This is a genomic window from Acetoanaerobium noterae, from assembly GCF_900168025.1.
Lineage (GTDB): Bacteria > Bacillota > Clostridia > Peptostreptococcales > Filifactoraceae > Acetoanaerobium > Acetoanaerobium noterae.
Genome location: NZ_FUYN01000003.1, coordinates 372,361 through 386,482 on the forward strand (window position 1 = coordinate 372,361; position 14,122 = coordinate 386,482).

At 33.5% G+C, this 14,122-nt stretch carries 12 protein-coding genes; all 12 read right to left on the reverse strand.

The window, feature by feature from the left end:
• Positions 1–118: 118 nt before the first annotated feature.
• The 12 genes from B5X47_RS07935 to lon all read right to left on the reverse strand — a co-directional run bounded on the left by B5X47_RS07935 (position 119) and on the right by lon (position 14,063).
• A complete protein-coding gene (locus B5X47_RS07935) occupies positions 119–1,399 on the reverse strand; it encodes a dicarboxylate/amino acid:cation symporter (protein ID WP_079589733.1) in 1,281 nt (426 codons plus the stop codon).
• A gap of 231 nt (positions 1,400–1,630) precedes the next feature.
• Positions 1,631–2,938, reverse strand: a complete 1,308-nt coding sequence (locus B5X47_RS07940; protein WP_079589619.1) for an ABC transporter substrate-binding protein — start codon at positions 2,936–2,938, stop codon at positions 1,631–1,633.
• Between the two features lie 159 nt (positions 2,939–3,097).
• Complete coding sequence (locus tag B5X47_RS07945) at positions 3,098–3,619, reverse strand: Gx transporter family protein (RefSeq protein ID WP_079589620.1); 522 nt, start codon at positions 3,617–3,619, stop codon at positions 3,098–3,100.
• Complete coding sequence (locus B5X47_RS07950) at positions 3,619–4,980, reverse strand: glucose-6-phosphate isomerase (RefSeq protein ID WP_079589734.1); 1,362 nt, start codon at positions 4,978–4,980, stop codon at positions 3,619–3,621. Before B5X47_RS07950 ends, B5X47_RS07945 begins: the two co-directional genes overlap by 1 nt.
• A 48-nt stretch (positions 4,981–5,028) precedes the next feature.
• Positions 5,029–6,657: a Na/Pi cotransporter family protein gene (locus B5X47_RS07955; RefSeq protein WP_079589621.1), complete on the reverse strand. Its 1,629-nt coding sequence runs from the start codon at positions 6,655–6,657 to the stop codon at positions 5,029–5,031.
• A 139-nt stretch (positions 6,658–6,796) separates the two neighbouring features.
• Entirely contained in the window at positions 6,797–8,392 is a 1,596-nt protein-coding gene (locus tag B5X47_RS07960) for an NAD(P)/FAD-dependent oxidoreductase (protein ID WP_079589622.1), read from the reverse strand.
• 9 nt (positions 8,393–8,401) lie between these two features.
• Positions 8,402–8,692, reverse strand: coding sequence for a hypothetical protein (locus tag B5X47_RS07965; protein WP_079589623.1), 291 nt, complete (start codon positions 8,690–8,692; stop codon positions 8,402–8,404).
• Complete coding sequence (locus tag B5X47_RS07970; RefSeq protein ID WP_079589624.1) at positions 8,673–10,094, reverse strand: MGDG synthase family glycosyltransferase; 1,422 nt, start codon at positions 10,092–10,094, stop codon at positions 8,673–8,675. The genes B5X47_RS07965 and B5X47_RS07970 overlap by 20 nt, the downstream gene beginning before the upstream one ends.
• Positions 10,095–10,116: 22 nt before the next feature.
• Positions 10,117–10,812, reverse strand: a complete 696-nt coding sequence (locus B5X47_RS07975) for a DUF881 domain-containing protein (protein WP_079589625.1) — start codon at positions 10,810–10,812, stop codon at positions 10,117–10,119.
• Between the two features lie 6 nt (positions 10,813–10,818).
• The gene (locus B5X47_RS07980; RefSeq protein WP_079589626.1) at positions 10,819–11,016 is read right to left on the reverse strand and encodes a hypothetical protein; all 198 of its coding nucleotides are present in this window, start codon (positions 11,014–11,016) and stop codon (positions 10,819–10,821) included.
• Between the two features lie 63 nt (positions 11,017–11,079).
• Positions 11,080–11,688, reverse strand: coding sequence for a ribosome biogenesis GTP-binding protein YihA/YsxC (gene yihA / locus B5X47_RS07985; protein ID WP_079589627.1), 609 nt, complete (start codon positions 11,686–11,688; stop codon positions 11,080–11,082).
• Entirely contained in the window at positions 11,688–14,063 is a 2,376-nt protein-coding gene (gene lon / locus B5X47_RS07990) for an endopeptidase La (protein ID WP_079589628.1), read from the reverse strand. Before lon ends, yihA begins: the two co-directional genes overlap by 1 nt.
• Between the last annotated feature and the right edge of the window lie 59 nt (positions 14,064–14,122).

The window sequence follows — 14,122 nt, forward strand, 5'->3', positions numbered from 1 at the left end:
AAAAATTGAAACATAAAAAAGAGCAGATACAGAATTAATTGCCCTGTATTGCTCTTTTTATAGATTTATACTAGTTTAAATGTCTATATTTGATTGTTTCATCAACAAAACTCTATTATTATATTGCAGCTTCCTCTAATTCAGAGTTGTCATTGTAAAATATCTCTTGGTCGAACTCTTTTTCTTTTTTCGCAACGATTAGAGTACATACTGCATCACCAGTGATATTAACAACTGTTCTAGTCATATCTAGCAGTCTATCTATTCCCATTATCAAAGCTATCCCTTCAACTGGCAAGCCTACTGAGGTTAGAACCATAGAAAGTGTTACAAGTCCTACTCCAGGAACTCCTGCTGTTCCAACAGAAGCTAAGGTAGCAGTCAAAATAACTGTCAAAAACGATGCCAGAGTAAGCTCAATTCCATATACCTGAGATACAAATACTACTGCAACTCCTTGCATTATAGCTGTTCCATCCATGTTAATTGTTGCACCAAGAGGAATTGTAAACGAAGCAACGGATTTAGAAACACCCATACGTTTTTCCATGGTCTCAATATTAAGTGGTATTGATGCATTTGATGAAGCCGTAGAAAAAGCTAAATTCATAACAGGTGCAAAGTTTTTGAAGAAACGAATTGGATTTAGCTGGGCAAATATAGAAAGCATTGCCATATATGTACCACTTGCTTGAATAAATAAAGCTAACAATACTGCTCCCATGTATTTAAGTAATGGTATAAATGCATCCCATCCTGTTGTTGCAAATGTTGAGGCAATAAGGCAAAATACTCCAATTGGAGCGAAGTTCATAATGATCATAGTCATTTTCATCATAATTTCATTAAGGTTATCTATGAAATCTGAAAATACTTTGGCTTTTTCTCCAAGCACTGCAACAGTTATTCCCGTTAATATCGCAAAGAATATTATTTGAAGCATGTTACCTGACGCAAGTGAGTTAACAGGATTTGTTGGTATAATTCCAAGTAGTACATCAATCAAATTGGTTTTTTCTCCAATTGTTGGCTCTGATGTTACAATCTGAGATAGGTCAAGTCCATAGCCTGGATTGATAATTTCACCAATAATTAGTGCTATAGTAATTGCTAGTGCAGTAGTAACCATGTAAAATCCTACAGTTTTTACACCTATTCTTCCTAGTTTTTTTACATCCCCTATTGCAGCGGCTCCTCCTACTAAAGAAGCAAATACAAGTGGTACTACAAGCATTTGAATAGCCTGTACAAAACCTCGTCCAAATAGTCTTAGCACTCCACCTACAACGATATTATCTCTAAAATTTCCTGCGGGAACAAAATAATGAAGAATTATTCCAAATATTGCTCCTAAAATAAGTCCGGAAAATATTTTTCCAGTGAGTCCCATCTTTTTCATTGAAACACCTCTCTCTCCTATTTTTAAAAAAAGTCCTTTTAATATTATCATAATGTTATAAAAATTGCAAAAGAAAGGATAAACTACATATAAAAATTCATTTTTTATATAAAAAAAGAGACATATAGTCTCTTTTTTTGAAGGCATTATTCATTATAATTTCATTTTCGCTTTAAAAATTAAGGTTCTTGTATAGTCAAATAATTTTCATCTGCAACTTTTCTTTCAAAATTAATTTGCAACAACCTGTTTAGTCTGAGTTATATTCTTTAAATTCATTTCAATTAATTCAATAGCTTGAGTTGGTGTTAATTCATTTAATAAAGCTCTATGCACTGAATTTTGAATTGTCTTTGATATCTCAGCATAATAAGGTGACACAGGTCTTAAATATGCTTTTTCAAAAGACGGATACATATATTTCAAAAATGGCATACTTTCATTTATTTCTGAGTCATTATATAGCTTCTTAATAGAAGGAAGATGACTCATTTTCAAAGCCCCAACTTTTTGAGCTTCTTCTGAGGTTCTGTATTTTGCAAACTCTATAGCTGCTTCCTTTTTATTGGAAAATGACGACACCATTACCTGCCATCCTCCAAGCGTAGTATAGTTGTTTCCCTTCATATCACCAAGAGGAAGCTCAGATATCCCGACTTTACCTACTACCTCAGAATTCTGGGGATCTTGAGAAAGCTCCCATCCACTAGACCAATCTCTCATAAAAATAATATCTCCATTAAAAAAGCTCTCTCTTACGTCTCCACTGCTATATACAGTTATTTCATTAGAAGTAATCTTGTGCTTATGTATCATATCCACCATAAAGGATAATGCATCAATAGATTCCTTAGTGTTAATATTTACTTGCTGAGAGTGAGTATCTGAAAATATGCTTCCTCCGAAGCTCCAAATATATTCCAGTGCATTCGCAGTAAGTCCTTCAAATTCATCCCAGGAAGCTCCAAAGCCTTTTATATTATCTTCTCTTTCCATGATATAAATAGAAGTTTCTACTAGCTCATCCCAAGTCATAGGGACATTTTTATTATACTTTTCAAGTAAATCCTTTCTATAGTAAAGCATTCCTGCATCTATTCTATATGGCAATCCCCACAGCTGTCCCATATAAAGATTAGCGTTTACTGATTCAGGAAGAAATTTTTCTAGCTCCTCTTTACTCACATGCTCATCCAATGGCTCAGCCCAGCCTGAGGCTGCAAAAATCGGTGGCCAAACTATATCAGAATCAAAAACATCTACTTGCATTTCACCTGATTGGAAAGCTTTCTTTATAGTAATAAGCTTATCGTCTGTATTAGGTGGGAGCTCAACTAGATTAACTTTTATATCTGGATGTAGCTTTTCAAAATTACTTATAATTTCTGACACCACACCATTGATATCTGGTTGTGAATAATAATTGATAACTACTTGCTCTTTTATAGATTGATTATTTTGAGTATATATATATGACACAAATCCAATGACGATTATTACAGAAAGCAATATAGCAATTTTTATTCTGTTTTTACTCATTTTGCCACTCCTTAGACCCTCTATGATTATTTATACTAGGTAAATTACAAAGATTCTATTTAGCCCCAAATATTTAGAATCTTTAGATTAATTCTACCATAATTGTGCATATATACAAATGATTTTAATTAATAAAAAAAGCTCATTTAGGCATCCGCCTTAAGGAGCTTTAGTAATATATTTTTTAAACCCAGATCTTTCAACTAAAAATTTTGATACTATTCCGACAAATATTCCTGTTCCAACAGATACATATGCAAGTACAGGCAGATACATAAGAATCTTTATATTTCTGATTATAGCTGCAGCTGCAAGAAGCTGCCCTATGTTGTAAAACAGTGCCCCCGATACACTTACCCCTACTATGCTTATGTCAAAGCGAGAAAGCTTTTTAGTAGCTGACATAGCGAGTAGGCTGAGCATCCCTCCAGAAATACTATATATGAAAGAGGATACTCCTCCTGAAAAAAAAGATGAAATCAATATTCTCATTGCCAACACTACAAAAGCATCTCTCACCCCAGAAATATATAGCACACTTAAGGTTATGATATTTGCAAGACCTAATTTTGCTCCAGGAGCAATAAATGATAAAGGAGGTAAAAACGACTCTATGATATATAGCACAAGGCTTTGAGAAATCATCAGCGATAAATAAACTAGCTTTTTAGTTCTGTTCATTAGTTTTCATCCAATTCTAGCCTTTTTTCCAAGATAGCTTTTTCCTCTTCATAGCCTGTTTTTCCAAGAAGAGCAAACATATTTTTCTTATAGGCTTCTACTCCAGGCTGATCAAAGGGATTAACACCTAAGATATATCCACTAATCGCACACGCTTTCTCGAAAAAGTAAATCAGCTCTCCCAAATGATATGCATTTAATTCTGGTAGATGGATTACTAGATTAGGTACTTCTCCATCAGTATGAGCAAGAGTAGTACCTAAAAAAGCTTTATCATTAACGTAATCAACTGTTTTGCCAGCCAAATAATTTAGTCCATCTAAATCTTCAGATTCTGCTTTTATAACAATATCTTTTTTAGGCAAGTCGATTTTTATTATAGTTTCAAATATATTTCTTTTCCCATCTTGGATATACTGTCCCATAGAATGCAAGTCCGTAGAAAAGTTCACAGAAGCTGGGAAAATCCCTTTTTTATCCTTGCCTTCACTTTCTCCAAATAGTTGCTTGAACCATTCTGAAATATATTGAAGCTGAGGCTCATAATTTACTAATAACTCTAAATCCTTGCCTTTTCTTAGTAGTACATTTCTATACATAGCATATATAAGTGGAGAATTGGTTTCTAAATCATCTCTTAAATAAAGCTCTCGAGCGTCATGAGCACCTTTCATAAGCATGGTTATATCTATACCAGAAACACAAATTGGCAATAACCCTACTGCAGTAAGCACTGAGAATCTTCCACCAACATCATCTGGAATAACAAAGGTTTCATAGCCCTCCTGAGAAGCTAAAGTCCTAAGAGCTCCTTTAGATTTATCTGTTGTTGCATAAATTCTTTTTTTAGCTTCATGCTCTCCATATTTAGAAACAAGGGCATCCTTCAAAATCCTAAAAGCAATTGCTGGTTCAGTTGTTGTTCCAGATTTCGAAATTACATTTACAGAAAAATCAACATCCTCTAGTACCTCTAGCAAATCTGCCATATAGGTAGATGAAATTGAGTTGCCTGCATACAAAATCTTAGGATATCTTCTTTGTGATTTCGAAAGGTCATTTTTAAAATTGTGACTAAGAGCATCTATTACAGCTCTCGCTCCTAAATATGACCCTCCTATACCCACAACAACTAATACATCTGAATCCACTTGAATTTTTTTTGCACATTTTAGTATTCTATCAAATTCTTCTTTATCGTAATTTAAAGGAAGATCCACCCATCCCATAAATTCATTTCCTGCACCAGCTTTATTATTGACCATATCATTTGCTAGCTTAGCTAAGGGCTTAAGATATTCTAATTCATGTTTTGCCACAAATTGCTGACATTTAGTGACGTCTAATTTTAAGTTATTCATCATTACACATCCTTCCTAAGCATCTTGATATGGAATCTTCATCAAGCTTTATGCAGAAATACTTCCTTTTGCATCTATAACCGCTTTGGCTATATTCGAAGCATGATCTGATATTCTCTCAAGATTGCTTAATAAGTCTAAGAATATTATACCGGCCTCAGGATTGCACATACTATTATTAAGTCTATATATATGAGCACTTCTGCAAGAACGCTCAATTATATCTACTTGTTCTTCCATTTTAACTACCTTAAGTGCAAGCTCTGAGCTTCCTTCTCTCATTGATTGAAGAGACATTTCATAAGTCTTCATTACTTTTTCATACATAGTGTTTATATCTTTAATTGATTCTTCTGAGAAGGTCAAATCCTTTTCAATAAAATACATAGATAGTTCAGCTATATTATCGGCATGGTCTCCAACTCTTTCAATATCGTTAATAGTGTTAAAGAGCTCATCTACTATTGCTCTATCTTCACCTGAAATCGCTGCATTAGAAAGCTGAATCAAGTATTCTAGAATATCTCTTTCTAACTGATTAATTTCTTTTTCAGTGTCAAAGGTTCTAAAAGCAGCATCTCTATCCTTATCAATAAGAGCTATCATAGAATTTTCTAAAGAGTATTTAGCTTTATTTCCCATATGAAGACACTCTTTTATAGTATTTTTTAATGCTATAGATGGAGTGTTAAGCATACGTAGGTCAATGAAGCTAGTTGTTTTAAGTTCAAGCTCCTCTGGTTTTTCTGGAATAACTCTCTCTGCTATTTTAACAATTAATCCAGCAAATGGGAACTGAATAATCACGTTAGTTATGTTAAATAATGTATGAGCATTTGCAATTTGTCTAGCTATGTTAGTAGGGTCAATTGAAGTTACAACCATCATAATAGGTCTGTTTAATATTAATGCAAAAATCAAAGTACCTATAATGTTAAAAGTAAGATGCATAACAGCCGCTCTTTGAGCATTTTTACTAGCCCCTATACTAGATATTAAGGCTGTAGTACAGGTTCCTATATTATCTCCATAAAGTATAGGAAGTGCTGCTTCTAGAGGTAGCATTCCCTGAGATGCTAAAGCTAAAAGTATACCTATAGATGCACTTGAGCTTTGAACTAATAAAGTTAAAGTAAATCCCATTAATATTCCTAATATAGGATTATGCCCAAAATTTACTAGCATGTCTTTAAATGCTTGGACTTCGCGAAGCGGAGACATAGCATCTTTCATATATGTCATACCTACAAAAAGTATACCAAATCCAATTAAAATTTCAGCGTAGCTTTTTAGCTTTTCGCTTTTAGTAACCATATGTATAATTACACCAATACCAACAGCTACTGGAGCAATCGCTTCTAAGTCGAAGGATACTAGCTGTGCTGTTACAGTAGTACCTACGTTTGCACCCATAATTACACCTATAGCTTGGTTAAGCTGCATTATTCCTGCATTTACGAAGCCTACAACCATAACGGTAGTTGCGCTTGAGCTTTGGATTACTCCTGTTACAAATATACCTACTAAAACTGCAATAAATCTATTGCTCGTAAGAAGCTCTATTATCTTTTTTAGTCTGTCTCCAGCTGCTTTTTGTAAGCCATTTCCCATCAAGTTCATTCCGTATAAGAATAAACCTAGACCTGCTAGTAACCCTAATACTATACCAATATACATGATCTCCTCCTAATGTTTGGGAACACCCTTAATTATTTACGAATCAAAGTATACCAAATAGTAGAGTATTAAATGTTAAGTCTATGTTAAAAATGTTAAGATTATTGATTTTATGTTAAGTTTTATATTGTGATAAAATCTACACTTGAGGCTGGTACTTCGCTATAAGTGCCTGGGCTGATTTTATCCCATCTACAGCTGATGATACTATCCCTCCAGCATAGCCTGCTCCTTCTCCTGAAGGGTAGAGTCCTTTTATGGATTCAGATTCAAATGTGAGTTCATCTCTTACTACTCTGACTGGAGATGAGGACCTAGTTTCTACCCCAGTCAATATTGCATCTGGATGAGCAAAGCCCTTTAGCTTTTTATCCATATCTAATATTGCATCTTTAAGAGTATTTGTAAGGTCTTTATCATAAACCTTCGATAAATCTGCCATTGTAAATCCTGGATTATACGAAGGTCTGACTCTTCCTATAGCTTTTGTTTTTTCACCCTTTAGGAAATCCTCCACTCTTTGAACTGGTGCTCTATATTTTCCTCCACCAAGCTCGAAAGCCATTTTTTCAAATTTCTTTTGAAATTCAATCCCAGATAGAGCTCCAGCTTTGAAGTCTTTTGGTGATACGCTTACTAGTAACGCACTATTTGCATTTTCCAAATTTCTAGCGTGATAGCTCATTCCATTGACAACTAGCTCATCTTTGTCTGATGACGAACCAATAACAAGCCCTCCTGGGCACATACAAAAAGTATATGCTGAGCGCTCATACTTATCCGACTTATAAGTAAGCTGATAATCCGCAGCACCTAAACGAGGATGATTATAAAACTCTTTATACTGAGCTCTATTTACCATCTGCTGAGGATGCTCTACTCTAAACCCAACAGCAAATGGCTTTGCAATAATTTTTACACCAAAATCATCTAACATTTTGTAGGTTTCTCTAGCACTATGCCCTATTGCTAAAATTAGTGCAGATACCTCTATATATTCAGAGTTTATCCAGGCTCCACTTATATGACCATCTTTTTCTTCTATTTTTTCAAGCATGGCTTCAAACCTTACTTCTGCTCCCATTTCTATGATGCGCTTTCTCATATTTATAACTACATTCCTAAGGACATCGGTTCCTATATGTGGCTTATGAGCATAAAGTATTTCTTCAGGCGCGCCACAGCTATGAAAGATTTCCAAGACATCTGAAACTCTATTGTCTTTTATCCTAGTTGTGAGCTTTCCATCAGAAAACGTTCCAGCTCCACCTTCTCCGAACTGAACATTAGATTTTGGATCTAATATACCATCTCTCCAAAATTTTTCTACATCGTCAGAACGTTCTTCTATACACTTTCCTCTTTCAATAAGTATGGGCTTATAACCATTTTCAGCAAGAGTATATGCTGCAAATAGTCCTGCTGGACCACTTCCTACAACTAAAACTCTTCCATTTTTTTTCAAATGTCCTTTTTTTAAGGGAGTAGGTTCAGGTTTTTTATATTCTTTTACATTTGGATCTTTAATTGATTTTAAAATCTTATCTGGATCATCTACTTCAACTAGCACCTGATAAACGAAATCTATTTTTCCTTTTTTTCTTGCATCTATGGATTCTCTTACTATTTTATATTGCATTCTCTGGTCTTTAAGCTTTAATTTTTTTCTGATTTTAAATGTCAAATCTTGCATATTATCTTCTATGCCAATTTTTAAATTGGAAATAAGTATCATTTTTTTCTCCTATATAGTTATTGAGATAAATATATCCATGCTTTCTATCTCGAAACATTCTTGATTTACTATTTTAGCTATTTCATTAAAATCTATATCCTGCTTTTCTACATGTACATCATAAACCAGAACTTTATAGCTAGGTTTAATTTTTTCTTTAAATTGCTCTAAGGGATTTATTTTAATTATATCTAGAGAAAAAAGCTGAGTCTCTAAAGTAACTTCATCGCTATACTTAAATATATCAAACGATATCACATTGTCATACGGACTTGGTTTTTCAATACTTATATAATTCATTATCTCTCCTTTTAAAACATTCCTCACTCATAAGATTATATATCCTATATAAAGAACTATCTTTATTTAAATTTGGATTATTATCAACACCACTATTTTTAATTTTATTCACATCAGAAGGTTCATTAACTTTATATATCTTTTTCTGATTATCAATTATTTGATTTCTATAATCTTCATCGTGTTTTAGCTGAGAAAGATATGCTAAAAAGCTACTATCTTCAGCTGTATATATTCCTAAATTATTGTTTAAAAGAAACTCAGTATTTCTTTCTTCTTGCCCTGGTAAGTATTCTCTTATCACAATAGGAAGCCTACATGCCATAGCCTCTGTTATGCTAATTCCACCTGGCTTTGTTATAATAACATCACTCATTTTCATTATTTCATCTATGTTTTTAACAAACCCGAGCACCATGATTTGGTTATTATAGTCTTTTTCTTTCTTTAAATTCAGTATTTCATCATAAAGCTCCTGATTATTTCCACAAACGACTAAAATGTTTGACAGCTCATTGTGTCTAGAAGAACTATGAAGATTAATTGAGCTATTATTTTCATGCTCAATAAGAAGCTTTACATAGTCCTTTATATTTCCTATTCCGTATCCTCCACCCATAATTAAATATGTGAATTTATCTCCTAGGGCATAGTCATATGCTAAAAAATCATAGTTTTCTTTAAGAAACACATGGTTTTTTCTTAATTCTATTTTGTCATATGTGTTATTAAATGAATCTTTAATCGGAATACCAAAAAACTTCGCTTTTACATTGTCATTTTCATCTTTTTCAAGTAGCTCAGGTTTTACTTCATTCAGAAAGTACTTAAGTCTATCTGATGCAAAAATAAAAAAATCACTTGCATCATTAAGCCACGATGGATGAACTACGTAATCAGTTACTACAGTTAGTATACATGCATTTAATCCTTCTTCTGATTTTACATACTCGTATATTTCTGTAAGCTCAAGTAATTCACCTATAAATGGATGAGTACAAATTATAAAGTTAGGCTTTTGCTTTTTTAATATAGACATAAGCTTTTTCTTGATTATTACTTTATTAAAAATATCTGTAACTGTGATTTCCTCTTCTTGTATCTTTTGCTTTAACTTTTTAGAGCTTCTTTTAAATTTTCTAGGATTTTCTAAAGCTTTTTCTGCTTCCTTTTTATATAAGAACGAGTAGACATTTGGTATATACTTAATCGCTTTTAGGTAATACTCAGTAAAAACCTTATTAATCAAAGGATTTACATCTCCTAAAATATCAAAAATCTCTACATTAATTTCTTTAGAATCTATTTCCCGTTTCTCAAGATAATCTTTTAGGGCATTTGAAACACTTATATGTCCATATCCAGCTGTTACTGTCAAAATAAGCACATTTATTTCTTTCAATTCAAACCCTCCTAAAGTTGCTTTACAAGACTTCTTTTATATACTCTGGGCTTTTAATATAGTCCAGCTTTGGGAGTATCAAACTATTTTCAACTTTAAAATTAATCGATAGATTATAACCATTTCTCATGATATCTATTATAGGGCTTTTGGTGTTTACATAATTTAGTAGCTTCGCGCTGTTTCCAATTGCATTTACCTCATATGGCGGAGCTATTGCTACAGCGTTGATGTTAATATGATTACCTGCTAGAGTTATTTCAGACATAGAATTTATTCTCTGCCCGTTTATACTTATAGCTTCACAACCTTCGCTTTTTAGCTCATTGACTAAAATAATAAATAGCTTTCTTTCTTCCATAAGGTACGCCAGATTTCTGTCATCGTGGGTATCGATTATTATTCTAATTCCTGGGCCTTCTACACTTGTATATGCCATAAGATTTTTTAAGTAGTCCGCCTTATCTTTGTATTCCATTAAAGCTTCATTTTCATCCGATGCTTTGTCTTCCAACTTCTCAATTTCTCTCTCATAGGCTTTCTTTTGCTTCATAAGAGCATAGCTTTCAATTCTTTCTTTGTTTATTTTAGTTATAGTGTCTCTCATTATAAACGAACCATCAGAGCTGATTTGATAAGGACTTTTTATCTGAATTCCTATTAGGATCCCTAGTATCATAGTCATAATCAAAAAACATCTAACAGATTTCAAGGCCATAACTCATTACTCCCATCTAGAATCTTCTATATATTCTTCTAGTTCCTTTACTCTATTCTCAAGCAAAGCCATTCTAACTTCTAGGGTTTCACTTTCTTCATTTTTTTCTCTAATCTTTTTTATAAAAAAATATCCTAGAATAAATGGAACAATAAGCATACCTAATAAAACTAGAATATTTGTCCCTTGGATAAGATAAATCATAAATAAGCTAGCTCCTTTTTTCAGAAAAGACTCTACCCCAGGTAGAGTCTTTTCGTATAATATCTATTCTACAGTTATATTATATCCATCTTGCTCAAAAATATTGACAATATGGTTCCAAATTTCATCTTTTCCTGTTTTTTTAAGCGAAGATATAGGAAGTATCTTCTCTCCATGATAATCCAGCTTTTTTCTCATCATAGAAAAAGTTTTTTGAAATGCACCTCTTGATATCTTATCTGATTTTGTTGCAATAATTGTTACTGGGATATTGTAATGCACTGCATATTTGTACATCAAAATATCATCTTCCTTTGGCTCATGTCTAATATCAAGCAGCAGGAAAATATGTCTCAAATCCTGACTGTTTTCAAAATACTCCTGCATTACTGTTCCCCAGTGTTGACGTTCTGTTTTAGCAGTTTTTGCATACCCATAGCCTGGCAAATCAACAAAGTAGAATTCTTCATTGATTTTGTAAAAATTAATAGTTCTTGTTTTCCCAGGATTTTGACTTACTCTTGCTAAGCTTCTTCTATTTAGAAGAGTGTTAATTGCAGAAGACTTTCCTACATTGGATCTTCCTACAAAAGCAACCTCTGGCAGTCCATCATGAGGGTACTGAGTTTTAGACATTGCACTTATTACTAGTTCAATTGATTTTAATTTCATTATTTTTCATCCTTTTTTACTTGCTGTTTTTTTTCGCTTTTATCCATTATAAGCGCATGCTCTAAAACCTCATCCATATTTGAAACTAGAACGAATTCTAGTTGCTTTCTTATATTTTGAGGTATATCATCTATATCTCTTTTGTTATCCTGTGGAAGCAGTACTTTTTTTATCCCAGCTCTATGAGCTGCAAGTACTTTCTCTTTTATTCCTCCAACAGGCAGCACTTTTCCTCTTAGAGTCACCTCTCCAGTCATAGCAAGCTCACCACTTACAGGAATCTTACTAAGTGCTGACAAAAGAGCTGTAGCCATGGTAACCCCAGCAGATGGCCCGTCTTTTGGAATGGCTCCCTCTGGAATATGAACATGTATATCCTTTTCCTTGTAAAACTCTGGCTCTATTCCATATCTATCTGCTATTGACCTAACATAGCTCATACCAGCTTTAGCAGATTCCTTCATTACATTTCCTAGCTGACCTGTTAATTCCAGCTTTCCTGAGCCTTGCATTGTAGTCACCTCTATAGTAAGGGTATCTCCTCCTACAGGTGTCCATGCTAGACCAGTCACGCTTCCTATTTCAGGTTTTTCTGATACAGTTTGGTATCTAAATATAGGCTTTCCAAGATATTTTTCCATATTTTGCTTAGTGATTGTCACTGATTCAAGCTTTGGATTTTCTACCTTGCTCTTTGCCGCTTTTCTGCAAAGCTGCCCAATTTTTCTCTCTAAATTTCTTACGCCAGACTCTCTGGTGTATTTTGAAATTACTAGCTTTAGGTTCTCATCAGATAGCTTTAAAAAGTCCTCAGAGAGTCCGTGCTCTTTTAGCTGTTTCGGAAGCAAGTAAATCCTTGCAATCTTTAGCTTCTCTTCTTCTGTATAGCCTGAGATTTCTATTACTTCCATCCTGTCTAGAAGCGGTCTAGGCACTGTTGATAAAGAATTTGCCGTGGTTATAAAAAGCACTTTTGAAAGATCAAAAGGTATCTCCATATAGTGATCAGTAAAATCTTTGTTTTGCTCTGGATCTAGAACCTCTAGCATCGCAGATGCAGGATCTCCTCTAAAATCAGATGCCATTTTATCTATTTCATCAAATAAAAATACTGGATTTTTAACCTTTACTTCTTTTATAGCATTTATGATACGTCCAGGTATTGCCCCTACGTAAGTTCGTCTATGTCCTCTTATTTCTGCTTCGTCTCTAACCCCACCAAGAGAAACTCTAACGAACTTTCTGTTAAGAGATCTAGCAACGGATTTTGCTATAGAGGTCTTTCCTACTCCAGGAGGCCCTACTAAGCATAGGATAGGTCCTTTCATAGATTTTGACAGCTGTCTTACTGCTAGATATTCTATGATTCTTTCTTTTACTTTTTCAAGACCAAAGTGGTCTTCGTCAAGTATGCTTTCAGCAAGCTTGATATCAAGCTTATCCTTGCTTTCCTTATCCCATGGAAGGGCAAAGAAATTATCAAGATATGACCTTATTACTCCACCTTCTGCTGATGATGGCGACATTCTTGATAGTCTTGCTATTTCCTTTTCTATCTTTTCTTTTATTTCCTTTGATACCTTGAGCTTTTTCAACTTTTCTTTGTATTCATCTAGCTCATCAGAAACCTCTTCGTCTTCACCTAATTCTCTTTGAATAGCTTTAAGCTGTTCTCGAAGGTAGTATTCCTTTTGAATTTTATTAACTTGCTTTTTCACTCTTATATTTATAGTTTTCTCAATTTCTAATACTTCAATTTCTTCAAGCAGTATTCTATAGATTTCTTCTAGTCTAAGCTTTGGATCAAAAATCTCTAAAATATTTTGCTTTTGAGCTGGCTTTAATATGATATTTGCAGCTACAGTATCAGCAAATCTGCTAGGCTCATCTATGTCAGCCAAGGTTATTAATACCTCTCCAGACACTTTATTTCCTATATTTACATACTCTTCAAAAGTATCTAGCACCAGTCTCATAGTTGCATCTATATCTTTTTCTTCTCTAAGCTCCTCAGAATAAATAGCTTCTTGGATTTTTGCTCTAAAATATGGTTCAATCTGATAGAGCTCTTTTATTTTCGCTCTTGATATACCCTCTACCAATACTCTTATGGTGTTTCCAGGAAGCTTTAGCATTTGCTTGATTTTACAAACAGTTCCTATGTTATAAAAATCATCCTCAGTTGGGATATCTATTTCTGGATCCTTTTGAGTTGTTAAAAATACTAGCTGTTCATTTACCATAGCCTCTTCAAGAGCTATTATAGATTTTTCTCTTCCCACATCAAAGTGAAGTACCATGTATGGGAATATAGATATTCCTCTTAAGGGAATAATTGGCATGTCTACTGTTTTCATTTTATAATTTTTTGCCATAACTATGCTCCTTTCAATATATAACTATCAATATATAGCGTATATATAATTAATTTCTT

Excerpts from the sequence above, each read along its gene's own strand:
- B5X47_RS07950 (WP_079589734.1), bottom strand. The coding sequence starts at position 4,980 with ATGAATAACTTAAAATTAGACGTCACTAAATGTCAGCAATTTGTGGCA.
- B5X47_RS07945 (WP_079589620.1), bottom strand. The coding sequence starts at position 3,619 with ATGAACAGAACTAAAAAGCTAGTTTATTTATCGCTGATGATTTCTCAA.
- yihA (WP_079589627.1), bottom strand. The coding sequence starts at position 11,688 with ATGAAATTAAAATCAATTGAACTAGTAATAAGTGCAATGTCTAAAACT.
- B5X47_RS07940 (WP_079589619.1), bottom strand. The coding sequence starts at position 2,938 with ATGAGTAAAAACAGAATAAAAATTGCTATATTGCTTTCTGTAATAATC.
- lon (WP_079589628.1), bottom strand. The coding sequence starts at position 14,063 with ATGGCAAAAAATTATAAAATGAAAACAGTAGACATGCCAATTATTCCC.
- B5X47_RS07965 (WP_079589623.1), bottom strand. The coding sequence starts at position 8,692 with ATGAATTATATAAGTATTGAAAAACCAAGTCCGTATGACAATGTGATA.
- B5X47_RS07980 (WP_079589626.1), bottom strand. The coding sequence starts at position 11,016 with ATGATTTATCTTATCCAAGGGACAAATATTCTAGTTTTATTAGGTATG.
- B5X47_RS07975 (WP_079589625.1), bottom strand. The coding sequence starts at position 10,812 with ATGGCCTTGAAATCTGTTAGATGTTTTTTGATTATGACTATGATACTA.
- B5X47_RS07935 (WP_079589733.1), bottom strand. The coding sequence starts at position 1,399 with ATGAAAAAGATGGGACTCACTGGAAAAATATTTTCCGGACTTATTTTA.
- B5X47_RS07955 (WP_079589621.1), bottom strand. The coding sequence starts at position 6,657 with ATGTATATTGGTATAGTATTAGGGTTACTAGCAGGTCTAGGTTTATTC.
- B5X47_RS07960 (WP_079589622.1), bottom strand. The coding sequence starts at position 8,392 with ATGATACTTATTTCCAATTTAAAAATTGGCATAGAAGATAATATGCAA.